Source organism: Larkinella punicea (assembly GCF_003334855.1).
Taxonomy (GTDB): domain Bacteria; phylum Bacteroidota; class Bacteroidia; order Cytophagales; family Spirosomataceae; genus Larkinella; species Larkinella punicea.
In genome coordinates this window covers 56344-80863 of sequence record NZ_QOWE01000017.1, presented here as the reverse complement: position 1 = coordinate 80863, position 24520 = coordinate 56344, and the positions used below count along the sequence as shown (strand labels likewise).

The 24520-nt window shown below is 50.9% G+C and carries 20 protein-coding genes; 14 read left to right on the top strand and 6 right to left on the bottom strand.

Annotated features, from left to right (window positions below; translation table 11 throughout):
* Window positions 1–120: 120 nt before the first annotated feature.
* Window positions 121–939, bottom strand: a complete 819-nt coding sequence (locus DUE52_RS20195; protein WP_114407857.1) for an HpcH/HpaI aldolase family protein — start codon at window positions 937–939, stop codon at window positions 121–123.
* A 209-nt stretch (window positions 940–1148) separates the two neighbouring features.
* Between DUE52_RS20195 and DUE52_RS20190 the strand changes: the two genes are divergently transcribed.
* The 5 genes from DUE52_RS20190 to DUE52_RS20170 all read left to right on the top strand — a co-directional run bounded on the left by DUE52_RS20190 (window position 1149) and on the right by DUE52_RS20170 (window position 7285).
* On the top strand, window positions 1149–1853 hold the full coding sequence (locus DUE52_RS20190; RefSeq protein ID WP_114407856.1) for an orotidine 5'-phosphate decarboxylase / HUMPS family protein: 705 nt from the start codon (window positions 1149–1151) through the stop codon (window positions 1851–1853).
* A gap of 140 nt (window positions 1854–1993) precedes the next feature.
* A complete protein-coding gene (locus tag DUE52_RS20185; RefSeq protein WP_114407855.1) occupies window positions 1994–3019 on the top strand; it encodes a zinc-binding dehydrogenase in 1026 nt (341 codons plus the stop codon).
* Window positions 3020–3119: 100 nt separating this feature from the next.
* Entirely contained in the window at window positions 3120–3896 is a 777-nt protein-coding gene (locus DUE52_RS20180) for an SDR family NAD(P)-dependent oxidoreductase (RefSeq protein ID WP_114407854.1), read from the top strand.
* A 110-nt stretch (window positions 3897–4006) separates the two neighbouring features.
* The gene (locus tag DUE52_RS20175) at window positions 4007–4897 is read left to right on the top strand and encodes a sugar phosphate isomerase/epimerase family protein (RefSeq protein ID WP_114407853.1); all 891 of its coding nucleotides are present in this window, start codon (window positions 4007–4009) and stop codon (window positions 4895–4897) included.
* A gap of 48 nt (window positions 4898–4945) precedes the next feature.
* Window positions 4946–7285: a right-handed parallel beta-helix repeat-containing protein gene (locus DUE52_RS20170; RefSeq protein ID WP_114407852.1), complete on the top strand. Its 2340-nt coding sequence runs from the start codon at window positions 4946–4948 to the stop codon at window positions 7283–7285.
* Between the two features lie 219 nt (window positions 7286–7504).
* On the opposite strand, the gene queG is transcribed toward DUE52_RS20170, so the two are convergent.
* Window positions 7505–8443 (bottom strand): tRNA epoxyqueuosine(34) reductase QueG, encoded by a 939-nt coding sequence (gene queG / locus DUE52_RS20165; protein ID WP_114407851.1) that lies wholly within the window; start codon window positions 8441–8443, stop codon window positions 7505–7507.
* Between the two features lie 193 nt (window positions 8444–8636).
* On the opposite strand from queG, the gene DUE52_RS20160 reads away from it, so the two are divergent.
* The 4 genes from DUE52_RS20160 (at window position 8637) to DUE52_RS20145 (ending at window position 13341) form a co-directional block, all read left to right on the top strand.
* Complete coding sequence (locus DUE52_RS20160) at window positions 8637–9236, top strand: nucleotide exchange factor GrpE (RefSeq protein WP_114407850.1); 600 nt, start codon at window positions 8637–8639, stop codon at window positions 9234–9236.
* An 89-nt stretch (window positions 9237–9325) separates the two neighbouring features.
* On the top strand, window positions 9326–10468 hold the full coding sequence (gene dnaJ / locus DUE52_RS20155; RefSeq protein WP_114407849.1) for a molecular chaperone DnaJ: 1143 nt from the start codon (window positions 9326–9328) through the stop codon (window positions 10466–10468).
* 603 nt (window positions 10469–11071) lie between these two features.
* Window positions 11072–11866: a hypothetical protein gene (locus tag DUE52_RS20150; protein ID WP_133299885.1), complete on the top strand. Its 795-nt coding sequence runs from the start codon at window positions 11072–11074 to the stop codon at window positions 11864–11866.
* Between the two features lie 11 nt (window positions 11867–11877).
* Window positions 11878–13341, top strand: a complete 1464-nt coding sequence (locus DUE52_RS20145; protein ID WP_114407847.1) for a tetratricopeptide repeat protein — start codon at window positions 11878–11880, stop codon at window positions 13339–13341.
* 373 nt (window positions 13342–13714) lie between these two features.
* Here DUE52_RS20145 and DUE52_RS20140 read toward each other — a convergent pair whose 3' ends face one another.
* The gene (locus tag DUE52_RS20140) at window positions 13715–16747 is read right to left on the bottom strand and encodes a DUF2723 domain-containing protein (RefSeq protein WP_114407846.1); all 3033 of its coding nucleotides are present in this window, start codon (window positions 16745–16747) and stop codon (window positions 13715–13717) included.
* 274 nt (window positions 16748–17021) lie between these two features.
* On the opposite strand from DUE52_RS20140, the gene DUE52_RS20135 reads away from it, so the two are divergent.
* The gene (locus DUE52_RS20135; protein WP_133299884.1) at window positions 17022–17309 is read left to right on the top strand and encodes a hypothetical protein; all 288 of its coding nucleotides are present in this window, start codon (window positions 17022–17024) and stop codon (window positions 17307–17309) included.
* A gap of 98 nt (window positions 17310–17407) precedes the next feature.
* Here DUE52_RS20135 and DUE52_RS20130 read toward each other — a convergent pair whose 3' ends face one another.
* On the bottom strand, window positions 17408–19537 hold the full coding sequence (locus DUE52_RS20130) for a M3 family metallopeptidase (RefSeq protein WP_114407844.1): 2130 nt from the start codon (window positions 19535–19537) through the stop codon (window positions 17408–17410).
* A gap of 272 nt (window positions 19538–19809) precedes the next feature.
* Here DUE52_RS20130 and DUE52_RS20125 point away from each other — a divergent pair, with 272 nt between their 5' ends.
* The 4 genes from DUE52_RS20125 (at window position 19810) to DUE52_RS20110 (ending at window position 23226) form a co-directional block, all read left to right on the top strand.
* Window positions 19810–21510, top strand: a complete 1701-nt coding sequence (locus tag DUE52_RS20125; RefSeq protein ID WP_114407939.1) for a DUF6909 family protein — start codon at window positions 19810–19812, stop codon at window positions 21508–21510.
* Window positions 21511–21619: 109 nt separating this feature from the next.
* Window positions 21620–22123, top strand: coding sequence for a hypothetical protein (locus DUE52_RS20120; protein ID WP_114407843.1), 504 nt, complete (start codon window positions 21620–21622; stop codon window positions 22121–22123).
* Between the two features lie 18 nt (window positions 22124–22141).
* Window positions 22142–22543 (top strand): iron chaperone, encoded by a 402-nt coding sequence (locus DUE52_RS20115; RefSeq protein ID WP_114407842.1) that lies wholly within the window; start codon window positions 22142–22144, stop codon window positions 22541–22543.
* A complete protein-coding gene (locus DUE52_RS20110) occupies window positions 22540–23226 on the top strand; it encodes a potassium channel family protein (protein ID WP_114407841.1) in 687 nt (228 codons plus the stop codon). The genes DUE52_RS20115 and DUE52_RS20110 overlap by 4 nt, the downstream gene beginning before the upstream one ends.
* 183 nt (window positions 23227–23409) lie before the next feature.
* Here the strand turns inward: DUE52_RS20110 and DUE52_RS20105 are convergent, their stop codons facing one another.
* Both DUE52_RS20105 and DUE52_RS20100 read right to left on the bottom strand, forming a co-directional pair.
* Window positions 23410–23805 carry a T9SS type A sorting domain-containing protein gene (locus tag DUE52_RS20105; protein ID WP_114407840.1) on the bottom strand — a complete coding sequence of 132 codons (396 nt, stop codon included), beginning with the start codon at window positions 23803–23805 and terminating at the stop codon, window positions 23410–23412.
* A gap of 256 nt (window positions 23806–24061) precedes the next feature.
* On the bottom strand, window positions 24062–24514 hold the full coding sequence (locus DUE52_RS20100; RefSeq protein ID WP_114407839.1) for a YybH family protein: 453 nt from the start codon (window positions 24512–24514) through the stop codon (window positions 24062–24064).
* Window positions 24515–24520 lie beyond the last annotated feature (6 nt).

Genomic DNA, 24520 nt, shown 5'->3' with positions numbered 1-24520 from the left:
AACCCGGAATTTACTGATGTAGGACGCTCGCTTTTGCCCCCAACCCCCTAAAGGGGGCTTCGAAATCCGGATGTTTTAGCCCCCTTTAGGGGGTTGGGGGCAAAAGCGATGACATTTGTTTTAAATGACGAGCGAAGAACCGTCCTCCGTCGTCGCATCGTCGCCGACGGCTTTTTTGATGCTCCCGATGTCGTGACGCAACCGCTGCCCAAACAGCGCGACGTCGAAACTATGCACGATGATGTTGACGCCCTGTTTCACCCAATGTACCTGCCGTTCCGGCGACTGCGAAAAGTGAATGCCAATGGACAGGCCCTTGTTCCGTGTCGTTTGGATGATTTTCAGCACAGCCGCTTCAAAATCAGGGTGATCGTACTGCTCGGGAATGCCCAGGCTGACCGACAAATCGTGCGGACCAATGAAAACCGCATCCAGCCCCGGCACCGACAGCAGGCTGTCCAGCCGTTCCAGCGCCGGAACGCTTTCGATGTTGGCGATGCAGATGTTACCCGCGTTGTGGGCTTCAATGTACTGCTTCAGGTCGTCGGGCATCTGCTCTTTTCCACTCAGAAACCGGGCCAGTCGTTCGCCTTTGAGGGGCCGGTATTTTGTCGCGCCCACCAGATCGATAATCTGATCGACCGATTCGAGATACGGCGCAATCACCCCCACCGCCCCGCCATCGATCACCTGACAGGCCAGGTACGGATCGGGCTTCGGAATACGGACGATGGGCGTAATGTGGTAGGCCCGAAAAATCTGGCACAGCCGGGCCAGTTCAGCCCGGTCCAGCGGAATGTGTTCGGTGTCCAGAAAAACGAAGTCGAGACCGGCACGTTGCAGCGTCACCGGCCACATGGGCGCCGTGGAGGTGATGCAGGTGCCGTAGACGTTATGCCCGTTTTTTAATTTCTGAAGTAACGTTGAATGCGACGCCATGATGCTCTTTTTCCAAGTGTGGTGTGAACTGACTTTACCCGCTTTAACCGCGCACAGACATAGTACTTCGGAGTCTGCAATTCCGACTATTTTGCAGGGAATTATTTATAGAATAGTGGCCTTTTTTGCAAAAAAATGAGTAGTCATGGAGAAAATAATGCTATTGGTACGTAGCTCCCCTTTTACACAACCTTCATTCAATTCCGTTAATGAAACCCATTGTTCAAATTTCCCTCGACCTCACCAACATCGATGAAGCCCTCGAAACCGCTGCCCTCGCCATGCGCGCCGGGGTCGATTGGCTCGAAGCCGGCACCCCGCTCATTCTGGCGGAAGGCTTGCACGGTGTCCGAAAATTACGGGAAGCGTTCCCGAATGTTCCCATTGTTGCCGATCTGAAAACGATGGACGGCGGCTACCTGGAGGTCGAGATGATGGCAAAAGCCGGGGCCACGCACGTTGTAGTGATGGCCCGCGCTCACGCCGAAACCATCAAATGCGTCGTGAAAGCCGGCCGCGATTTTGGCGCGCAGGTGATGGGCGACAACATGGTTTGCCCGGACATGATCGAAGGGGCACGTTGGCTCGAAGACCTGGGGTGCGACTTCATCATTCACCACATCGGCTACGACGAACGCCGGGGCATTGCCGCCCAGGGACACCGGATGCCCAGCCCGCTCGACCAGTTGCGCGAGGTGGTTCAGGCGGTGAAGATTCCGGTACAGGCCGTCGGTGGACTCTCGCTCGAACAGGCCATTCGCTGTCCGGAATTTGGTGCTCCGCTGGTCGTTCTGGGTGCGCCCCTGACCATCGATGCCGATTCGTTTAAAACCGCCGATGGCGATCTGGAAAGCTCGTTGCGGCTTATTTGTGAAAAGATCCACGCCTATGGCGATGTGGTGGTTGGAAGATAAAAATACCCCCAACCGAATCGTCGGCCCGGCCCCTGAAGGGGGCTTAAAAATCCAGAGGGTTAAGCCCCCTTCAGGGGGTTGGGGGTGTTTTAAATCAGTTTTAGAAATAATTTATACGGTCTTTGAACCACACAAAATCAATGAAGTCTGCTGCTGTTGTCAATTTTGCTCCCGAGAAAGGCTCGGTTGAAATTCGTGAAATTCCGAAACCGACCATCGGTGACGACGATGTGTTGCTGGAAGTCGCCAACGTTGGCGTCTGTGGCAGCGATCTCCACCAGTGGACCGCCGACCATAGCTGGCCGGTCAATTACCCCGTTGTGCTTGGTCACGAATTTGGCGGTCACATTGTCGAAGTAGGAAGCCGGGTGGTGGGCTGGAAAGAAGGCGACCGCGTCGTGAGCGAAACAGCCGCCATCATCGATCCCAACAACCCCATGACACGGCAGGGTCTGTACAATCTGGACCCCACCCGCAAAGGCTTTGGCTACGGCGTCAATGGCGCCATGACCAAATATGTTCGCGTGCCGATGCGTATTCTTCACCACGTGCCAGACTCGCTGGCGTTTGAAGAAGCCTGTCTGACCGAACCGTGTTGCGTGGCCTTCAACGCCGTGGTCGAAAATTCGCGGATTAAACCCGGCGACCGCGTCATTGTGCTGGGTCCGGGCACCATCGGCATTTTGTGTGCCGCCATGGCGCGGCTTTGCGGGGCCGAAGTGGCGGTTGTCGGTCTGGAAGCGGATCGTCATCGTCTGGCAATCGCCCAGCAATACGGCTGCGAAGCGATCATCGGCGATGCGACCGAATGGGCCAAAAAACGCGACGGTTTGGGTGCCGACTGCATCATCGATGCCGCCGGAGCCAGCATTACGCTCAAAATCGCGCTGCAACTCGTGCGCCCCAACGGCCACATCACCAAAGTGGGCTGGGGACCTCAACCACTCGGTTTTTCACTCGACGCGCTGGTGCAGAAAAACGTCACGCTTCAGGGCAGTTTCAGCCACAACTGGCCGATCTGGGAACGCGTTCTGGCATTGCTGGCAAGTGGTCAGCTCGACGTCAAACCGATCATCGGGGGCGTTTGGCCCATCACCGAATGGCACGAGGCCTTTGAAAAAATGCACCACGGCGAAGTGATCAAAAGCGTTTTGAAACCAGTTTAAAATAGAATAAAGAGATGAGACAAGAGAAATGAGACTAAAACCGGCATCGTGTTTTTTGTCTTTTTTCTCTTGTCTCACCTCTTTACTCTGAGCAAAGCTCATGCGCTTACAAGAGAAAGTCATCATCATTACCGGCAGTTGTACGGGCATCGGGAAAGCCATTGCGAAACGCTGCGTCGAAGAAGGAGGCCGGGTCGTCATTCACGGTCTGGAGCCGGAACTGGGTCAGGAGGTTGTTGCTGAACTGGGTGCCGAAAATGCCGTTTTGCACATTGAAGACCTGAGCGTCGAAGGCGTTGCGGAACGGCTGGTTGCCCTCGCCGTGCTGACGTTCGGTCGGCTGGATGCTGTGGTCAACAATGCGGCTTTGGTCGCGTCTTCCAATATTCATACGACCGATCTGGCGTTTTTCCGGCAAATTCTGGAAGTAAACACGCTCGCTCCGTTTGCCCTGATCCAGGCGGCTTTACCGTATCTGAAACCATCAAAAGGCTGTGTGCTGAACATTGGCTCGGTCAACGGCTGGAGTGGGGAACCGGATTTGATGGCCTACAGCGTGTCGAAAGGCGCGCTGATGACACTAACCCGCAACCTCGGCGACACGCTTCACCGGGAAGACGGCGTTCGGGTGAACCAGATCAACCCCGGCTGGGTGCTGACCGAAAATGAGGCCCGGCGCAAACACGAACAAGGCCTGCCCGTCGACTGGTACAAGGACGTCCCCCCGGTTTTTGCACCCTCCGGCCGGATTTTGTGGCCCGCCGAAATTGCCGCTGCGGCTGTCTACTGGCTGGCCGACGAGAGCGGCCCCATTAGCGGACAAATCATTGATTTAGAACAACATCCGCTTATCGGACGAAATCCACCAAAGAATTAACCGTTTTCGGTATTCGGTTTACGGTATTCGGTAGCTGACGCTTTTTTTTAACTCGCGTCAGCTACCGAATACCGTAAACCGAATACCGAAAACTCTAAACCACTATTAAAATGCCAAAACTCGCTGCTTTTCCCAAAGCTTTTATGCAAGCCCTCTGCAAAGACGGCACGATGACGGTTTCTGAATGGATTGAACTCGCTGTCCAGCTCGACATCGACGGTCTGGAATGGTACGCCGGTTTTCTCGAAATGGCCGACGAAGCCAACTGGGCGCGGTTTCGGCAGCAGGTCGAATCACACGGAAAAGTGATTCCGATGATGTGCTGCTCCCCGGATTTTACACACCCCGACCCGGCGTTTCGTGCCAACGAAATTGCAAAACAGAAGCGCTGGATCGATATGACCTACGCCCTGGGCGGTTCGTATTGCCGTGTTCTTTCCGGCCAACGCCGACCCGAACTCACGATCGATGAAGGGGTTAAGCTGGCGGCTGAGTGCATCGAAGCCTGCTTGCCCTACGCTCGCGAACGCGGCATTACGCTCATCATTGAGAACCACTACAAAGATGATTTCTGGGAATACCCGGAATTTGCGCAAAAAATGGACGTGTTCTGCCAGTTGGTCGACGCCATTCATGACCCAAACTTTGGTGTGAATTATGATCCGAGCAATACCTTTCTGGCAGGTGAAGAACCGCTGGAGTTGCTGGCCCGCGTGGCGGATCGCGTGGTGACGATGCACGCCAGCGACCGGTTTTTGCTTTCCGGTACCATCGAAGACCTGCGCAACGAAGAAGGCGGTGCCGTGGGCTACGCCAAACGATTGAGCCACGGCGAAATCGGCAAGGGACTGAATGATTATGATGCTATTTTTACGATCTTGAAGGGCGTTGGCTTCGACGGCTGGATCAGCATCGAAGACGGAGTCGACGGTATGGCGCAACTGGAGCGCAGTGTGGCGTTTCTCCGCCGGAAAATGGCGCAATACTGGCCGGAATCGTAAGATTAAGACTACGAAAATGAAGCGGTTTTTGCTAAAAATCAACTCCTTATGACCAAATGGATTGGGCTTTTTCTCTGCTTTCAGATGATGACGGTTCGGGCGCAAACCCGGTTTTACGTCGCTCCGTCGGGGAAAGATTCCAATCCCGGCACGATGGCGTTGCCGTTGGCCACGGTGTCGAAAGCGTTGGAAAAAGTAAAAACCGCTCCCCACAATTCTGTTCAGATTTTTCTGCGGAAAGGCTCGCATTATTTAGCCGAAACCGTGGTCGTCAGGCCGGAAACCGTGAACGGGAAAATTCTGACAATCAGTGCTTTTTCGAATGAAAAGGTGCAAATCAGCGGTGGCCGTAAATTGGCGCTACGCTGGCAGAAAACCGGTGCAACGACCTGGACCGCGCGCGTCGACGGCCCGGCCTTCGAACAATTGTTTCTCAACGGAAAAAAGCAGATTCTGGCGCGGTATCCGAATGATGACGCCAAAGCAAGGGTCTTCAACGGCACGGCTGCCGACGCCCTGAGCCAAGAACGGATCAGCCGGTGGAAGTCGCCCGAAGGCGGTTTTATCCATGCGCTGCACCAGGGCGAATGGGGCGATTTTCATTACCGGATTACCGGAAAATCGGGCGGGCAACTGCAACAGGAAGGCGGCTGGCAGAATAACCGCCCCGCTCCGCTGCACAAAACCGAGCGGTTTGTCGAGAATATTTTCGAAGAACTGGACGCGCCGGGCGAATGGTTTTACGACAAAAAGACCCAACTCCTCCACCTGATTCCGCTCCCGGGCGTTAATCCCAAAACCGCCACCGTAGAAGTTTCCCACCTGAAAAGCCTGATCGAATTGAGGGGTACGCCGGAAAAACCGTTGCAACAGGTTCGCATTCAGGGCATTCGGTTTATCAATGCGGAACGGACGTTTATGGAACCGTATGAGCCGCTGCTCCGAAGCGACTGGATGCTGTACCGGGGTGCTGCGGTGTATCTGGAGAATACCGAAAACTGCCGGATCGAAGACTGCGAGTTTACCAATCTGGGCGGCAATGCACTGATGTTCAGTCGTTATAACCAAAAATCGGCCGTTGAAGGTTGTCATTTTCACCACATCGGAGCGAGTGCCATCAGCTTCGTGGGCGATTCATCGGCGGTGCGTTCTCCCGCTTTTCGGTATGAAAAGTTTGTCCCGTATGACCAGATGGATTTGACACCGGGGCCGAAAAATGACCGGTTTCCGTCCGAATGCGTGGCGGCCGATAATCTCATTCACGACATCGGGCAAATCGAAAAGCAGTCGGCGGGCGTGGAAATTGCAATGGCGTCCGGGATCATTGTTCGGCACAACACAATTTATCAGGTTCCCCGCGCCGGGATCAACATCGGCGATGGCACCTGGGGCGGCCACCTTTTGGAGTTTAACGATGTATTCGATACGGTTCTGGAAACGGGCGATCACGGTGCCTTCAACTCCTGGGGCCGCGACCGGTTCTGGCACCCCAACCGGCAGATTATGGACAGTCTGGTGGCCGTTCACCCGGAACTGATTTTACTCGATGCCCAGAAAACCACCATCATTCGCAACAACCGGTTTCGCTGCGACCACGGCTGGGACATCGACCTGGACGACGGCAGCAGCAATTACCACATTTACAACAACGTTCTGCTAAACGGCGGGCTGAAATTTCGGGAAGGCTTTTACCGCATCGCCGAAAATAACATCCTGATTAACAACTCGTTTCACCCGCACGTCTGGTTTGCCAGCAGCGGTGACGTCTTCCGAAAAAACATCATCATGCGGCCCTACGCACCCATCGGCATCAAAGACTGGGGCAAGGAAGTGGATGCAAATCTTTTTCTGGATCAGGCGGCCTTGCAAAAGGCGCAAAAGAACGGGACTGACCTTCACAGCGTCTATGGTGACCCGGTTTTTGTTCAGCCTGAAAAAGGGAATTATCAGGTCAGCGCCACCAGTCCTGCTTTAAAAACCGGCTTTCGGAATTTTCCGATGGATCAGTTTGGGGTTCAAAAACCGGCTTTGCGTGCCTTGGCCCGCTCGCCCAGGCTGCCGGTTTTGCTGGACAGCCGGTTTGAAGAATCGGTGCAGGAAATGACCTGGCTGGGTGCTTCCCTCCGCAACGTGCGCGGTTTGGGCGACCGCTCGGCTTTCGGTTTGCCGGACGAGAAAGGCGTTATCGTGGTAACCATTCCCACAGGCAGTCTGCTCGAAACAGCGGGGCTGAAACCCGGCGACGTGATCCGAACGGCGAATCAGGAAGAAACGCCCAACGTCGGTCGGCTGGTCGCGATTCAGCAGCAGGTCAACTGGATGGGACAAATGAATATAACCGTAATCCGTAACCAACAAACGGTGACGCTGGCGGTGCCGCTGAAATAGCCCAAAGGGCTTTCATACACTAGCCCCGCACACCGTGCGGGGGGCGATGTCACCACCGTGCGAGGGTCAATGCCACCACCGTGCGAGGGGCGGTTTCCCCATTCACCCAATCCCAATCAATGGCGATACGCGGTTGGAACAATCAACAATCATGGGTGTGCGTGGATAAACCCCGCACGGTGTGCGGGGCTAGTGTATGGAAGCCCTTTGGGCTATGGCCTATTCGCCCGTTTTCACAAACGTGATATTCCGTTTCAATCCTTCGAGTTTCGTTCGTTTGACGGCCGAACGGCGGAAAATCTCCTGAAAAATATCCTGCGTTATTTCTTCCCAGTCGGTTTTGGTAAATTCCGCCAAAGCCGGATTGGGGTCAAACGCCGGAGTCGTGTGTGGACGGGAAAACCGGTTCCAGGGGCACACATCCTGACAAATGTCGCAACCGAAAATCCAGTTTTCAAACTTGCCTTTGACCTCATCCGGGATGGCGTCTTTCAGTTCGATGGTGAAATACGAAATGCACTTGCTGCCGTCCACAACGTACGGATCGGTGATGGCGTCGGTCGGGCAGGCGTCGATGCAACGGGTGCAGGTGCCGCAGTAATCGGCGATGGGGCCATCAGCCTCCAGTTCGAGGTCCAGAATCAGTTCACCGATGAAGACAAAGCTGCCTGTGTCGCGGGTAATCAGGTTGGTGTGTTTGCCGACCCAGCCCAGGCCGCTGCGTTTGGCCCAGACTTTGTCCATGACCGGGGCCGAATCGACAAAAAACCGCCCGTTGACGTCGCCGATTTCCTCATGAACAAAGGCCAGTAATTCCTTCAACTTATCCTTGATAACAAAGTGATAATCCGTGCCGTACGCGTATTTTGAAATTTTATACCCGCCTTCTTCCTGCGCTACGGTTTTTTCGGGGTAGTAGTTCAGCAAAACCGTCACCACCGACTTCGCTCCGTTCACCAGAAGCCGGGGATCGAGCCGTTTGTCGAAGTGGTTAGCCATATAACCCATCTTGCCGTGCATCTGCCGGTTGAGCCACGCTTCCAGCCGGGGGGCTTCTTCTTCCAGAAATTCGGCGTTGGAAACTCCGCAGAAATCGAAGCCCAGTTCAGCGGCCTTGGCTTTGAGCAAGCGGGTATGTTTTTGGATCACTGAAATCATAGTCGGGTTGAACCTCAGGCAGCAATTCAGTGGTTTTATCCGTACCGAAGCTGACACCTTACCGGGTTTCCTGTCAAATTTAACAGGCCCGGCCCACGAATAAAAATGCCATCTTGTCAGTATTCTAAAAATTGGCAACTAATTTGCGACTTTCTCGGGTACTATGTGGTGGCGACGAAATACAACCAAGCGTATGGAAAATAAAGAAACTTTGAATACCGAAGAGCAGGAAACGACGCAGCAACCTGACAATACCGCCCATGAAGCCAGTGTCGTTTCGGAAGCTCCGACTGACAATACGTCGGACGACATCGAATCCGCTGCAACGGGCGAACAGGTGATTACCGAATTCGATAAAGTTAGTGTCGAACTGACTGATTTAAAGGATAAATACCTCCGCCTGTATGCCGATTTTGAAAATTTCCGTCGGCGCACGGCCAAGGAGAAAATCGACCTGATCTCCAACGCCAACGAGGGATTGCTGGTGGCGTTGCTGCCGGTTCTCGACGATTTCGAACGGGCGTTGAAATCGGCCGAAAGCACCTCGGACGTCGAAGCGCTGAAAGCCGGGGTGAAATTGATCTTCAATAAATTTTATAAAGTTCTGGAATCCAAAGGCGTGAAGCCGATGGACTCGCTGGGCCAGGTTTTCAACCCGGATCTGCACGAGGCCATTACCCAGTTTCCGGCACCCAGTGACGATCTGAAAGGAAAAATCATGGACGAAACGGAAAAAGGATACCTTCTGAATGACAAAGTGATCCGGTTTGCAAAAGTGATTTTAGGCTCCTGAACGATAACGATAGGCTAGAACGAGTAGACTGAACAGGACGGCTACCCGCCCCTCCCCGTTCAGTCTACTCGTTTTTCAACGAACGATACATGGCTACGAAACGAGATTATTACGAAGTATTAGGGGTCGATAAAAACGCATCACCGGAAGAAGTCAAAAAAGCCTACCGGAAGATGGCGATCAAACACCACCCCGACAAAAATCCGGACGATCCCACCGCCGAAGACAAATTCAAGGAAGCCGCCGAAGCCTACGATGTGCTGAGCGATCCGCAGAAAAAGGCACGGTATGACCAGTTTGGTCATCAGGGCATGAACGGCGCGGGTGGTGGTGGCCAGTCGATGGACGACATTTTCTCGCAGTTCGGCGATATTTTCGGCGACGACAGCCCCTTTGGCAGCTTCTTCGGCCGGGGTGGTCAGCAGCAGGGAAGGCGCGTTCGGCGCGGTTCGGATTTGCGGATTAAACTGAAGCTGAACCTCCAGGAAATTGCCAACGGCGTTGAGAAAAAAATCAAGGTAAAACGCCATGTTTCCTGTACGACCTGTGGCGGTAACGGTTCTAAAAACGGTACGGCTGTCACGACCTGTAACACCTGTAACGGTTCCGGTCAGGTTCGGAAAGTGGTCAATACGATGTTGGGCCAGATGGTTTCGACCAGCACCTGCCCGACCTGTAACGGTGAAGGCAAAATGGTCACAGATCGTTGCGACACCTGTTTTGGCGAAGGCCGTCTGTTGCAGGAAGACGTAATTCCCATTAAAATTCCGGCGGGTGTTGCCGAAGGCATTCAGCTTTCCGTAACCGGCAAAGGGAACGTTCCTCCGCGCGGGGGCGTGGCCGGGGACTTGCTGATTGTGGTAGAAGAAGAGGAAGACGACAACCTGAAACGCGACGGCAACAACGTGGTTTTCGATTTGCACGTCAACTTTGTCGATGCCACGTTAGGAACCTCCGTGGAAGTGCCGACGATCGACGGTCGCGCCCGGATTACGCTCGAACCGGGTACGCAGGGTGGCAAAATCCTCCGTTTGAAAGGCAAAGGCATCAAAGAACTGAACGGCTACGGTCGGGGTGACCAACTCATCCACATCAACATCTGGACGCCCAAAACACTTAGTTCGGAAGAACGCAGCATTCTGGAACGACTGCGAAACTCGCCGAATTTCCATCCCAAACCGGGAAAGAACGAAAAAGGGTTCTTCGATAAAATGAAAGACTTTTTCCATTGATACGGATTGAACGTGAGAAAGCCCGGCTAGAAGACCGGGCTTTTTTGTTTGAACCCCTATTAATTGATTAGCCACACAATTTTTCTTAACAAACCCAATAGCTTCTATGAAGGAAGTTTAAAATGGCTGAAACGGTTTGGCTGATTCATACTTAGTAGTAGTACTCAAAAAAAATACCGGTAATTTTTCTAAATTTGTCTGTTAAACAGTTTGGAATAAATTTAAAAAAAATACTATCATTGCACTATGAGTAATTTACACAGGAATGCAATGCAAAAAATTCCTCAATAGTTGTATATTATCAATATTAAATATAACTATTTGTAATTTACTCATAAAAAAATCATTAATAGCTAAAGAGCTTTTTCAACATCAACCCATTTCTAAATCTGTTAATAAATATTTTTTTGTCTGTTAATTATCAATTCTATTAAGCTGGGTATAAAAACCTGCTTGCTATTTTTTACCAGATGACCAACGGGTTTTATGAAAAGCCTGATGATAAATTATGGTTATGCGTTTTATTCTGATGCAACGCTCTACCCTGTTTAAACAAGCGAAATTCCTCCAACTATTAAAAGCAACTATTTGCACCTCCAGTTTATGAATAAAATCCCTCTACTTCTTTCTGTATTTTTTTTGATCTCGTATACCTCCCGGGCACAAGCACCTTCTACCACCAGCAATAATTCGTCCGAAATCGGAGTACTTGCCAAAAAGCTTGACCATTTTCAAAAAGAAAACCAACGCTTATCGAGGTATTCGAGAAAATTAAAATACAGAGTTTCTTCAGTTTCCACCTTAAATAGAAAGCTTGTAATTCGGATCGAAAAATTACAGGTAGACAGTATGCAACTGTCCGTAAAATTAACAGAAGCCCTTACCAACAATCAAAAGCTGATTCAATCCTATGAAGCTCGGGTAAAAGGAATGTCGGGCGAATTACAGGCTCTTCACGATACACTTAGTACGTATAAAGTTGTCAAAAACGATTTAGAGATAATAAAAAGTTATATATCAACGCTTTCACTTGCTCCACGCGAATACCGGCAACCTTATTCCAGGGTATTAAAAATCCTTCTGGAATCCTTTTCAAAAAGTCCATCACCTTATGAAGTAAAAAGAAATTCAGAACAGGGAATGACGCTTTTGGAAAAATACACTGAAAAGAAAAAGGTGTTTTTCTTTCTCAATAAGACCATTAACCTCCAGGCTACATACCTTTTAACCTTCAATCCTAATCCTGTTAATGATACAAAAACCTTGGTAAAACTGCGGACTATTATTCAAAAAGTTAAGGGTAGCGACACAATTGAGATTGAAGACAGTAAAGAAGAGTCGAAAGCAGAGAACCGGTTGTTTAGTTACATGGATAAAGTTATTGTACAATATAATTAAAGGGAAACGTTATGAAGAGCAAGTATCTACTACTGCTTTTACCATTTACCTTGTTGTTCACTATTGAATGCCGGAGCCATAGTGAGGTAATAAGCAAAGTCTACTTTCAATATTCAGGTGATAGTTTATTGACAGGCCCCCGGAAGCGTCTGGCAGCTTCATTCAATGAAACCGGGATTCAATACTGGAAGAAGGGCAACTACGGGAAAGCCGCTGAGAACTTCAAAAAATCAGCTAACCTGGGATATAGCTGGGGACAGTATAGTTTATCGTTGTGTTTCTGGTATGGAAAAGGCGAAAAGAAAGATCTAAACGAAGCGATTAAATGGATTTTATTAGCTGCTAACCAGGGAAATGCCGATGCCCAAAACCATCTTGGCTACATATACCAGGCAGGTTTGGGCCTCGAAAAAGATTACCTAAAAGCGTTAAAATATTTCAGTAAAGCAGCCGAAATGGGGCATGTTGAAGCACAGGGTTCAATTGGTTATTTGTATCAGTATGGGCTGGGCGTTGATCCTAATTATGAAGAAGCACGAAAATGGTATCTGTTGGCGGCTCAACAAGGAAACGCCACCGTACAGGGCTCCATAGGTCAGTTATATGCAGCCGGGTTGGGCGTAAAGCCCGATTATAAGGAAGCACTAAAGTGGTATCAATTGGCGGCAAAACAATCTTATATTCCTATCTATTCTTACCTGGGCGACTTGTTTAAAGATGGTTTGGGAGTCAATAAAAATTACGATGAAGCTTTAAATTGGTATAAGAAGTCGGCAAAAAGCGGGAATGCCAGAGGTATGCTTCAATTAGGGCTTATGCACGAATATGGCTATGGCGTAGCCAGCAATTACACTGAAGCCTTAAAATGGTATAAACAAGCGTATGAACGAGGAGAATTAAATGCCTCTGTTCAAATAGGTAAGGCTTATGAAAAGGGTCTGGATGGCATACCCAATTATGGTGAAGCCATAAAATGGTATCGGCTGGCAGCCGATAAAGGTTCTGCTTCAGGACAATATCACCTTGGCAACTGCTATTACTACGGAAGGGGGCTTACAGTAGATTATGTAGAGGCCATGAAATGGTATCGATTGGCCGTTAAACAAGATAACCCTGAAGGCGCACTAGGATTGGGCCTTCTCTATGGAGAAGGAAACGGCACGGAAAAGGATTGCTACCAGGCCTTGAAATGGTTTTTATTAGCAGCAGAAAAAGATAATTCCGAAGGGTCTTATCAAGCTTATAAAGTATATTATTATTGCCTTACAGACACTAAAAATGCTTTTAAATATTTAACAACAGCCGTAAACCAGCAACATCCTGATGCTATTTTCGAATTAGCGGAAGCTTATTATTTAGGACTACTAGGCTTAAGCGTTAACATTCAAAAAGCCCACGAATTGTATGTTAAAGCGGCAGAAAGTGGAAATATATTAGCTAAAAATGCTTTACAAGTCAAAGGGTTTAATTTGTAACAATCAATATCGCCCCGAACACTGTGTAATAGAACTACATACAGCATATCGTCGACATCATTGGGGGCAATATTTCATACATTAACCCCCGTAAACCATAAATTGCAATCAGGAAATACTTACTGTTTAGATAAGTATTTCCTGATTATCAAGTTTTTACACGCACGGTTTATATCCTGATTGGAATTCCGGTTTTAGAAGCATCAATATACTTTTCAAGAATCCGTGTCATAAGATCATCCATCTCTTCGGCTTGTTTCGTATATTCTAAACCGTTCTGATTGATGTAACTCATAAAAACGACTTTGGGGGCTGGAATTGAAAACCAAATTTTCAATTCCAGCCCCCAAAGTCGTTAATTTTTCCGCAATGCTTATCCTAACGCGTTTAAATGCTTCTGAAACAGTGCGTCGTACTTCTTCGCCAGTGCTTCATTTTTGGTTTCGCGGAACGCGTTCACGATGGTTTGCAGGTTATACAGATCAAAGTTGGCGTCGTTGCTGCCACCACCGGTTTGCTTGATGTAGGTCAGACTCTGATCGGCCCGGTTTGCCACCACGTCGGCAATGGCCTGGGCGGTTTTCAGATCGCCTACTTCCAGCAGAATCCGGATGTAGTTGGTCGAAATCTGGTCGTACGGAATGCTTTTGTCGGGAATGACCTGCAACGAGTGATTCAGCACTTCTTTGGCCTGGGCATTTTTGCCTTCGCGCATCAACTGATCCGCCAGCCGCAGGAACGCAATCCGGGCCGAAATAACCGGTGAACCACGGTACGTATCGTCGTAATACGAATCCGGGTTGTTCATTTCCCGCCAGAAGGTTTTCTTCATCATGTTGGTGTACATCACGTCGGAATTGACAAACCCGTCGGTTGCGCTTGGCACCTGCACCGGCATCAACCGGAACGCATAGCCTTCCAGTTGCATGTGATCCTTCAGATTCAGGTAGTTCGATTGCCCCAGCGTGGTCGAGAAATAAATCGGGCGCTTCCAGTTGTTGGTCGCAATGATGTCGAGCATCACCAGATCCGGTTTGTAAATATCCTGTTTGCCATAATTCCAGACTACCGTATCCTTCACCATCGGCAGCAGGTTAGCCGGCACAAAACCGAGCCGCTGCACCTCTGCCTTGTCGACCGGCAGGAAGAACGTCGGCGACGGCAGGATGTTGGTCATTTCGCCGGTCGTCAGCGGCACCTGAATCGCCTGATTGTTCTGTTTCACCAACCCGATGTATTCTTTCAGGTTGATACCATTTTTCACTGCCGGGATTTCGTAGAACGGAATCACGTCATTTTTCCCTTTGTTGAACTGGGCAAATTCGAGCGAAATCGGCAACGCTTCGGACTCGTACGTTTTCCGTTTCATTTGCTGAATATACCACTCGGTGCCGAGCAAGCTCAGGTTACAAACCCGCACGTCGGTCCGGAAGCCTTCGACTTCCTGGGCATACCACAAGGGGAACGTGTCATTATCACCCCCCACAAACAGAATGGCGTTCGGAGCGCAGGAATTCAGGAGGTTTTTGGCAAAATCAACGGAATGGTAGCGGTTTGAGCGGTCGTGGTTATCCCAGCTTTTGGCCGCCATCATCACCGGAACCAGCAAACACAGGCCAGCGACGAGCCCCACACGCATCTTTTCACTCTTCAAATAGGCCGCCAAACCGTCGACCAGCGCGACAACGCCCAGACCGATCCAGATGGCAAAGAAGTAGAACGAGCCGACGTAAATGTAATCCCGTTCACGCGGTTCGGAAGGCGGAGAGTTCAGGAAGATCTGCAAGGCAATACCGGTAAAGAAAAACAGCATCCCCACAATCAGCAGGTCTTTGGGTCGCCGGAAATACTGAATGACCATCCCGAACAAGCCCAGCAAAAACGGCAGCATGTAGAAGTTATCGCGGGCTTTGTTGTCCTTGATCAGATCCGGAACGCCATCGTCACTCGTCCAGGGCAGCAGATAGCCCGACCCTTCCTGGTCGCCGGCGCGTCCGGCAAAATTCCACATCAGATACCGCCAGTACATATGCCCCAACTGGTACTGAAAGAAGAATTGCAGGTTATCCCCCATCGTCACTTTCCGCGTGGGTTGCCCCTGCGCATCGAGCGGAATGTTCAGCATCTGGGAGTACAGTTGCGGGTGATTATTCTGGTTGCTGTAAATCCGCGGAAACAGCATCTGCTTGTCGCTGTCGTAGATATATTCCGGCGCATAATCGAAGATTTTGTACTGACCATCGCGCTTTTCAAATTGTGGAGCACCTTTTTTCTGGTCGACGGGGCGCGAGAAAAACAGCGGGCCGTAGCTCAGCGAGCGATTCCCGTATTGTTCCCGTTTCAGGTACGATACGAAATTGACCACATCGCTCGGATTATTTTCGTTGATAGGCGTGTTGAAATCCGACCGAATCAGCACCTGAATGTAGGAGGCATAGCCAATTAAAACGAATGCCAGTCCCAGCAAAGCCGTGTTCAGGATCGGCCGGTTTTTGCGCGCCGACCAGATAATTCCGTAGATCAGTGCTCCGATAAAGACAATCGTGAAGATGATGATACCAGTCGTAAAGGGCATTCCGAACGTATTGACAAAAAACCGTTCAACGGCAAAAGCCGCCGTGGGAAGCCCCGGAATGATGCCCGAGTTGATGATGCCCAGAATGACCATCCCGACACCGAAGGAAATAAAACCACCCCACAACGTCACTTTCGGGTTCTTCTTGAAGTAGTAAATCAACGCCATGGCGGGCAGCGTCACCAGGTTCAGCAAGTGGACGCCGATGGAAAGACCGATCAGGTAGGCGATGAAAATCAGCCAGCGGTTGGCGGCAGCCTCGTCTTCAATCAACTCCCAGCGGAAAGCCGCCCAGACGACAATGGCCGTAAAAAACGACGATACCCCGTATACTTCGGCTTCGACGGCCGAAAACCAGAACGTATCCGAAAATGTATAAACCAGCGCGCCAACGGCACCGGAACCGATTACGGTCCAGATTTCGGTCTGGGTCAGTTCATTGAATTGCTTGTTGATCAGTTTGCGGCCCAGCATGGTGATCGTCCAGAACAGAAACAGAATGGAGAAGGCACTGGCGAGCACGGACATCATGTTGACCCAATAGGCCACCTGGGTAACATCGCCGAGGGCCAGCATCGAGAAAACGCGGCCTGTCAGCAGGAAAAACGGCGCTCCCGGCGGGTGAGGAACCTGAAGTTTATAGGCACAGGCAATGAATTCGCCACAATCCCAGAAGCTGGCCGTCCGCTCGACCGTTGACGCATAGGTAAACAGCGCGATGGCGAAAAGCACCCAGCCGGTTATGTTGTTGATGCGTTTATACGAAAAACCGGACGCTTGCGGGGGCGTCCCGGAACGCACTGTAGATTCTGTTCCTCTGATGGTCTGCATTAGGGTAAGCGGTATATTTTCCCCAAAATTAACAAAATAAACCCCGCTTGACGCCGGTCAGGCCCGTTAAAGTTTGTTAAAGCCGTTGGGAAGCTCTTTACCAGCTATTGCCGGTTTCTGCAACTTATGGACTAAAACCCACCAGGTATGGGTTCCGGGTAGCGAATATGTAACCAAATTCGGTATTTCAATCTGCTATTCAACGACCGTGAGGACAACCGGTGGTTCATTCCGGCGGTTGTCAGCCCGTTCACCAACCAACCCAACTACTCCTATGAAATCTCTTTTCAGACTTGGCGTTGCCATCGACTGCATGGCCGTTCTCTATGGTATGTATGATGCCTTGGCGGGCACCTTTTTGTGGCCGGAACTATACGCAGGCAAAGGGTTGCTGGCGATTGCGCTCTGCGGCACCTTCGTGGCCCTGGCGATTTACGTAAAAACCCGCGACCAGGTTTCGCTGTCTACGGTCACGGCCCGGCTTCCGGCTTTTCCACTCCTGGGCTTCGGCCTGATGATGTTGCTGATTGCGGCTTCGAACCGAATGAGAGCGAATAGGTGAGTTATATCGCAGAGTTAAGCGGAGGAAATCAGAGGTTATCAGAGAAAAACTCTGCGTAACTCTGATTTCCTCCGCTTAACTCTGCGATATAACCCTTTTTAAAGCGTCAGTCCACTCCGTCGAAGCATGGCTTGCGGAGATGGTTCGCGGCCCCGGAATTTCTTGTAAAGCTCCATCGGTTTTTCCGTACCGCCTTTTTCCAGGACGTTCTTGCGGAATTTGTCGGCCACTTCCCGGTTCGACAGCCCTTTTTCCTTGAAGAACTCAAACGCGTCGGCATCCAGCACTTCCGACCATTTGTAGCTGTAATAACCGGCTGAATACCCACCCGCAAAGATGTGTGAGAACGCCGGACTGAAAGCCGTTCCCGGCACTTTCGGAAACAGATTCACCAGGGAGTCGATGTGGGATTCGACCTGCTCGACGGTCTCTCCTTTCGGCGCACTACCGTGCCAGTACATATCGACCAGCCCGTAGCGCAACTGCGTCAGGTTGGCCATACCGGCCATAAAATTCTGGCTCGCCCGGATTTTCTCGATCAAATCGTTCGGGATCACTTCGCCCGTCTGGTAGTGTTTGGCAAACAGTTTCAGCGCTTCCGGGTCGTAGCACCAGTTTTCCATCACCTGCGAAGGCAGCTCCACAAAATCGCGGTACACGCTCGTTCCCGACAGACTTTCGTATTTGCTGTTGGCCAACATGCCGTGCAAACCGTGGCCAAACTCGTGAAAAAGCGTGGTTACTTCGTTGAAATTCAGCAGCGACGGTTTGGTTTCGGTCGGACGCGTGAAGTTGCAGACGTTGACAATGTGCGGGCGAATGTTCACGCCGTTTTCCACTTTCTGCCCCTGAATATCGTTCATCCAGGCCCCGCTGCGTTTGCCCGCCCGCGGGAAGTAATCGCCGTAAAAAACCGCCAGAAACTTGCCGTCCTGATCAAACACATCGTAGGTTTTCACTTCGGGGTTATAGGTCGGCACGTCTTTCCGTTCCTTGAACGTCAGGCCGTACAGTTTGTTGGCAATCGTGAAAGCGCCTTCGATGACGTTTTCCAGTTTGAAATACGGTTTCAGAATTTCATCGTCAAGGGCGTATTTCTCCTTTTTCAGTTTTTCGGAATAGTAGTTGTAATCCCAGCGCTCCAGTCGCTCGTCCTTAAAACCGTTCTGCTTCGCGTAGGTGGTCAGTTCGGTCATTTGCTTTTCGGCAACGGGTTTGGCATAACCGGCCAGTTCGCTCAAAAACTGCTTCACTTTCTCCGGCGACCCCGCCATGCTTTCTTCCAGAATGAAATCGGCGTGTGTCTGATAGCCCAGCAATTTGGCACGGTCATAGCGAAGCTGGACGAGTTTGCCGATAATCTGCTGGTTGTCGTTTTTATCGCTGTGGAAACCGCGTGAGTTATAGGCGATAAAGAGCTTCTTTCTCAACTCCCGGCTGTCGGCATACTGCATAAACGGCTGGTAGCTAGGCGCCTGCAAGGTAAACACCCAGCCGGTTTTTCCTTTCTGCGTTGCCGCGGCTTTGGCGGCTTCCCGCGCAAAGTCCGGCAAACCCGCCAGATCTTTTTCGTCCGTTACTTCCATCAGATACTCATTCGTTTCGTTCAGCACATTTTCGCCAAACTGCAACGAAAACTGCGACAGGTCTTTGTTGATGGCCCGGAATTTGTCCTTATCGGCGGCTTTCAGATTGGCACCGTTGCGGGCAAAACCCTTGTATGATTTTTCGAGCAGCATCCGGTCTTCGCCTTCCAGTTTCAACTGATCGCGTTGATCGTAAACGGTTTTGATGCGCTTGAACAGTTTCTCATTCAGGGAAATATCGTTGCCGTATTCCGTTAGCAAAGGCGAGGCTTCCCGCACAATTTTCTGCAATTCGGGGCTGGTTTCTGCGCTATTCAGGTTAAACAGCACCGACGACACCCGGTTGACCATATGACCGGCATTTTCGAGCGCGACCACGGTATTTTCAAACGTCGGCGCGGCCGGATTCGCCACGATGGCGTCGATTTCTTTCCGGCCCATCGTCATGGCTTCTTTCAGAGCGGGCAGGTAATGGTCATTTTTAATCAGATCAAACGGCACCGTCTCATGCGGTGTTTTGAACGGTTGCAATAGCGGATTTTCACTCATTTTGGCTTTTTCGGGAGAAGGCTGTGCTAAAAGTGCCGGGGTCAAAACCGCCAGCAGCACCGCCGTTTGGGTTATTTTTCGAAGTGTAAACATTTTGATTTGCTGATGGGGTTTCTCGCAGTATACAAAAGTACGGAAATTTAGAAAAGGAATTCCGGACGAACGGGATTTGTGTTTGAGCAGTGGTAATCAGGCAGTCACGTTCAGATGCCGGGATTTAACCGACACCCCGGCCGTCGGTTTTAATACCGCTGCTCTGTCGCCTACCGTCTCCCAATTCAGCAAATAAAATGAATTATTCAAAAGTGGAATGAAAGACAAGTCAACTTCAAACATTTATCTTGCAGCCACTTATCTACTTCATGATGAACACCGAGTATTCGCCCCCCCTCACCCGCGCTCAGGAATCCCGTCTGGCTATTGAAAAACTTTATATCACGATGCGTCACCTGTTCAACCGGGGATTTTATAAACCGTCTGGCGTATCGGGTGAAGAAATCCGGCAGGCCCTGCTGACCCTCCGGCCCGAAATCTACGGCTCGGTCAACGATCCGCAACGGGTTGAATTAGACGGCCTTGTGTATGTCATGGACCGCTTGCCGAAGGGCATCGAAGCGTGCCGGGTCATTACGCTGGTGTCGCGCGAAGGGTTTGAGCATTCGCGGTTTCCGGTGCTGGTGCCGGCCAAACGCCGTCGGAACTGTTACCGCGTCGATAACGAGCAAATGGTGATCGAGGTCACGAACGGCCGCAGCGAGATCTACGACATTCTGACCCACCTCACGTTTCTGTTCATGGAAGCCGACAAAATCCGGCGGAATGTATTCATCGAACGGGGCAACAAACTCCGCGAATGGGAAAAACTGGAGGCCATTATCCAGTCTGGCGGAACCGTCAAGGAAGACGAACAGGAACTGGCCCTGATGTACCTGAGTTCGATTCTGGGCCGGACGTTTGAAGAAACACAGCAGGCCTACCACCGGTTTGCCGAAAATGCCGGAACCAACAACGGGCTGTTCCAGATTGTCTATGGCCTGGGCTGCGTGTCGGTGCGGGAAATTCAGGAGAAAAAAGTCGACCGCGAAATCAACTTCACCCCCATGCTGCGGGAGCGTGTCGGGCAGCACCTGTACGGCGAGCGCTGGGCCACCCGCATCAAACACTACATTCAGACCAACGGCTGGCAAAACCGCCCGATTCACATCATCAGCGCCAATCCGCACAGCGTTGTCAACTGCCTGTATGCCCCGGCTGCGCTGGCCGAGGTGACATCCTGGGACAACCTCTACGATCTGGCCTACAAACTCAGCCAGCCCGCGCAACAGGAACTCCGCCAGCAGGTGACCGAATTTGCCGAAGCCCACGGACTGCACGAACTGGAGGATCTGGGCGGTACGAATCTGCTGGTGCAGGTCATTGACACGGCTCAGTTGGATGCTACGAAGCTTTCACCCGAAATCGCCCACGACCCGGTTTTGATTCAGGAAACCCAACCGCTGCTGCTGGTGATGGACTACGCATTTGGCGAACAGGCCTTCGAAACGATGGACGAATTACTGAAACCGTATGACCACGGCGACGAGTCGTTTGCGCTGAACGTAGCCTCGATCTCGATCATGGGCAAAGCCGGTATTCTGACCGGCGACAAGGGCGACCTCATGATTCCGACTTCGCACATTTTTGAGGGAACCGCCGACAATTACCCGCTGGAAAACGACTTCTCCATCGCTGATTTTGCCGGTTTTGGCGTCGATGCCTACGAGGGTGCCATGATCACCGTGTTGGGAACATCATTGCAGAACAAAGATATTTTGTCGTACTTCAAAAACTCGTCGTGGAAAGCCGTCGGACTCGAAATGGAAGGCGCGCATTACCAGAAAGCGATTCAGTCACACGCCAAAATCCGGGGCAGCGTACAGCCCGGCATCAAGGTGCGGTATGCCTATTACGCGTCGGATAATCCGTTGCTCACCGGTGCGACCCTAGCCTCCGGGAGTTTGGGGACGCTGGGCGTAAAACCGACGTATTTGATTACGATGAAGTGTCTGGAGAAGATTTTGGGATAGAAACGCGGATGAAGCGGATTGAACCGATCAAAACGGATTATCACAGATTAAAATCCGTTTTGATCGGTTCAATCCGCGTTCCTATCCCAAAACGAAAAAACAGGAAGAAATGAAACCAACCCCCTTTCAAACCTATTTCCTAACCTGTTTTCTTCTGCTCATCCCCATTCTGCTCTGGAATCTGGCCTTTGCGAATCAACTGCCGCCCGTTTTTCAACCTGCGGTATTTTGGAAGGACATCCCTCCACTTTTAGCTTTTGGCGAAAATGGCCTGAGATGGCTGGTCTTTGGATTGGCCTACCTGATGCCGCTTTCGCTGGCGTTGAGAACCCAGAAAACCGGGTTTGTTGTGTATGGAGCCGGCCTACTCCTCTACTTTTCCTCGTGGCTCGTTCTAATCGATGCTCCCGACAGCGCGTGGAGCCACAGCCTGTGGGGCTTTCTGGCTCCTGCTTATACACCCTTTGTCTGGCTCATGGGGATCGGACTGATGGGCCGCTCGTTTTCTTTCAATCTGCCCTATCGACCTTGGATTTTCGGAGCGGTTTCAGTACTTTTTCTCGTATTTCATCTCTCACACGCCTTCCTGGTCTATAAAAGACTTCATGGATAGAAAAACCCTTTTTCGCAGATGAACAAACCAGCCAGCATCGACGCCTACATCGCCGGTTTTCCACCACAAATACAGGAACGGCTGCACCAAATTCGGGAAACCGTTCAGAAAGCGGCTCCCGACGCGGAAGAAATCATTAGCTACCACATGCCGACTTTCCGGCTGAACGGTTATCTAATTCATTTTGCGGCCCATAAAAACCACATCGGGATGTACCCGGCTCCCAAAGGCAACGACGCTTTTCAGGAAGCCCTCGCGCCCTACAAAGGATCGAAAAGCACAGTTCAGTTTGCATATAATAAACCGCTGCCGCTGGCCCTGATCACCGATCTTATCCAATTCAGGATAGCGGAAACCGGCGGATACACCAACACTTCAGGTCGTAAAAGCCATAAAATCAAGTCGATAACGAATCCATGAACGGGCAGCGAACGGAGAAATCGGAGAATAAACTGGGCATCTTAAACAGTGTCGTGATCGTTCTTTCCATTTATGTGCTGGGAGCCCTGGTGATTGACAGCGTTTATGTTCTCCCGACCGAAACTTCCCTGCTGCTGAGTTACATCGACAATTCAATTTGTCTGTTTTTCTTTTTTGATTTCTGCATCCGTTTCTACAAAGCCGACAACAAGCTGAAGTTCATGCGCTGGGGCTGGATCGACCTGGTTTCCTGCATCCCGATGGTCGATTTTTTGCGGGCCGGCCGTTTGTTACGACTGATCCGGCTCCTGCGTGTTATTCGGGCATTTCGCTCGGCCCGCCAACTGGTCAATTACATTTTTAAAGACAAAAGTCAGGGCGCGTTCACCTCCGTTTCCATTATTGCTATTCTGCTGGTGATCTTCTCGGCGATTGCCATTTTACAGGTGGAGACCGACCCCAACAGCAACATAAAAACCGCCGAAGACGCCATCTGGTGGGCCTACGTCACGATCACCACCGTAGGGTATGGCGACAAATTTCCGGTCACGACCGAAGGTCGTATCATCGCGGCCATCCTGATGACGGCCGGGGTTGGTTTGTTTGGGACATTCACCGCGTATGTGGCCTCCTGGTTTGTTACCGATAACAAACCCGTTGAAACCAAACAGGAGAACGACTAAACAAAACAAATCCCGGCAAGCTGTCGGGATTTGTTGCGCTAAATCTAAATCGTTGAAACAGAATCTGTCGGAAATCCCCAGCCTGTCTGGATTACCCAATGAACATGAGAATACGAAAGAATTGCAAAGCTACCTCGAATTCCGCTGCGGGTGGGTTATCAAATCGTGAAGGATTTGCGATGGTTACTTCAGACTCACTTCACGGTGCGCGACTTCAACGGGGGTGCTGGTTTGCACTTTCACCGTTTTGACTTCGGTTTTGACCCCGTCGGAAACCTCCACTTTGTAAATCCCGTCTTCCAGGTTGTTCAGGTCGAACCGGATGATCGACGACTCGTTGTCTTTGCCCAGTTTCAAAACCGTCAGCGTTTGCCCGGCTTCATCAACCAACCGGATATCGACTTTGCTGTCTTTCGGTTTGTTGACGTTCACACTCACCTTCATGCTGTTGATTACCGGATAAACCGCCATTTGAAACGTGGATTTGGGTTCGGCGTTTTCTTTGTTGTCAGCGGCAAACGAGACAGTAGAAGTACTCAGGGCCAAAGCAAGCAGAGCGGAAGCGAATAAGGTTTTCATCGTATTAGTTGTTTAAGGATGTTGTTAGCGTTTGTTGTTACTGCCGTTTTCCGGCCGATGCGACGTTGCCGCCGTTTTGATGATTCAAAGATAGCTATTTCGTAAGGTACCTTGCTATACATAGTACTTTGGCGGTCTAAATACTGTGATGAGTGGTTGGTGAGATGGATAAACAAAAAGAATCGCCCGCACCAACAACCGGCGGGTTGTCAATACGGACGATGAGACCGAAGAAACTCTTAAAAAGTGCTGATTCTTACTTGACCCGAACCGGAAGATCTTCCAGTTGGGCATAACTAAGCTTCCAGGTATTGTCGGCTCCTTTTTTCCAGAGCAGCATATAGTTCCCTTCACCGTTTCCGTGCGGTTCATCCGGGTTGGCAGGCAACACGTCTACGGAGAACGTTCCGGCTTCGTAGGCGGTTTGCTGATCGGTTGATGAACTGACCGCGAATGTTTTCAAATCGTCCAGCGTCGGCAAAGTGGCCCGGACCCATTTCGTGGCGACTTCGGACTTGCCCTGCCAGTGGCTGTTGCCCTGCACAAACTGGACATCGTCGGCCAGAAAACCGACAATCTTATCGGCTTCCTTTGTATTCCAGGCAGTAATAAACTGCTTATTCAGTTCCTGCACATTGACAGGTTCATTGGCTGGCGAGCAGGCCGTAGTCAGCGCTGCCAGCATCAGTATGGCGATGAATGCTTTCATGGTGTT

What these genes read in the sequence shown, in the direction of transcription:
- DUE52_RS20100 (WP_114407839.1), bottom strand. Translation starts at nt 24,514, where the DNA reads ATGAAAGCATTCATCGCCATACTGATGCTGGCAGCGCTGACTACGGCC.
- DUE52_RS20145 (WP_114407847.1), top strand. Translation starts at nt 11,878, where the DNA reads ATGAAGAGCAAGTATCTACTACTGCTTTTACCATTTACCTTGTTGTTC.
- DUE52_RS20185 (WP_114407855.1), top strand. Translation starts at nt 1,994, where the DNA reads ATGAAGTCTGCTGCTGTTGTCAATTTTGCTCCCGAGAAAGGCTCGGTT.
- DUE52_RS20125 (WP_114407939.1), top strand. Translation starts at nt 19,810, where the DNA reads ATGAACACCGAGTATTCGCCCCCCCTCACCCGCGCTCAGGAATCCCGT.
- DUE52_RS20190 (WP_114407856.1), top strand. Translation starts at nt 1,149, where the DNA reads ATGAAACCCATTGTTCAAATTTCCCTCGACCTCACCAACATCGATGAA.
- queG (WP_114407851.1), bottom strand. Translation starts at nt 8,443, where the DNA reads ATGATTTCAGTGATCCAAAAACATACCCGCTTGCTCAAAGCCAAGGCC.
- DUE52_RS20120 (WP_114407843.1), top strand. Translation starts at nt 21,620, where the DNA reads ATGAAACCAACCCCCTTTCAAACCTATTTCCTAACCTGTTTTCTTCTG.
- DUE52_RS20175 (WP_114407853.1), top strand. Translation starts at nt 4,007, where the DNA reads ATGCCAAAACTCGCTGCTTTTCCCAAAGCTTTTATGCAAGCCCTCTGC.
- DUE52_RS20140 (WP_114407846.1), bottom strand. Translation starts at nt 16,747, where the DNA reads ATGCAGACCATCAGAGGAACAGAATCTACAGTGCGTTCCGGGACGCCC.
- DUE52_RS20130 (WP_114407844.1), bottom strand. Translation starts at nt 19,537, where the DNA reads ATGTTTACACTTCGAAAAATAACCCAAACGGCGGTGCTGCTGGCGGTT.
- DUE52_RS20150 (WP_133299885.1), top strand. Translation starts at nt 11,072, where the DNA reads ATGAATAAAATCCCTCTACTTCTTTCTGTATTTTTTTTGATCTCGTAT.
- DUE52_RS20115 (WP_114407842.1), top strand. Translation starts at nt 22,142, where the DNA reads ATGAACAAACCAGCCAGCATCGACGCCTACATCGCCGGTTTTCCACCA.
- DUE52_RS20195 (WP_114407857.1), bottom strand. Translation starts at nt 939, where the DNA reads ATGGCGTCGCATTCAACGTTACTTCAGAAATTAAAAAACGGGCATAAC.
- dnaJ (WP_114407849.1), top strand. Translation starts at nt 9,326, where the DNA reads ATGGCTACGAAACGAGATTATTACGAAGTATTAGGGGTCGATAAAAAC.
- DUE52_RS20170 (WP_114407852.1), top strand. Translation starts at nt 4,946, where the DNA reads ATGACCAAATGGATTGGGCTTTTTCTCTGCTTTCAGATGATGACGGTT.
- DUE52_RS20160 (WP_114407850.1), top strand. Translation starts at nt 8,637, where the DNA reads ATGGAAAATAAAGAAACTTTGAATACCGAAGAGCAGGAAACGACGCAG.
- DUE52_RS20105 (WP_114407840.1), bottom strand. Translation starts at nt 23,805, where the DNA reads ATGAAAACCTTATTCGCTTCCGCTCTGCTTGCTTTGGCCCTGAGTACT.
- DUE52_RS20180 (WP_114407854.1), top strand. Translation starts at nt 3,120, where the DNA reads ATGCGCTTACAAGAGAAAGTCATCATCATTACCGGCAGTTGTACGGGC.
- DUE52_RS20110 (WP_114407841.1), top strand. Translation starts at nt 22,540, where the DNA reads ATGAACGGGCAGCGAACGGAGAAATCGGAGAATAAACTGGGCATCTTA.
- DUE52_RS20135 (WP_133299884.1), top strand. Translation starts at nt 17,022, where the DNA reads ATGAAATCTCTTTTCAGACTTGGCGTTGCCATCGACTGCATGGCCGTT.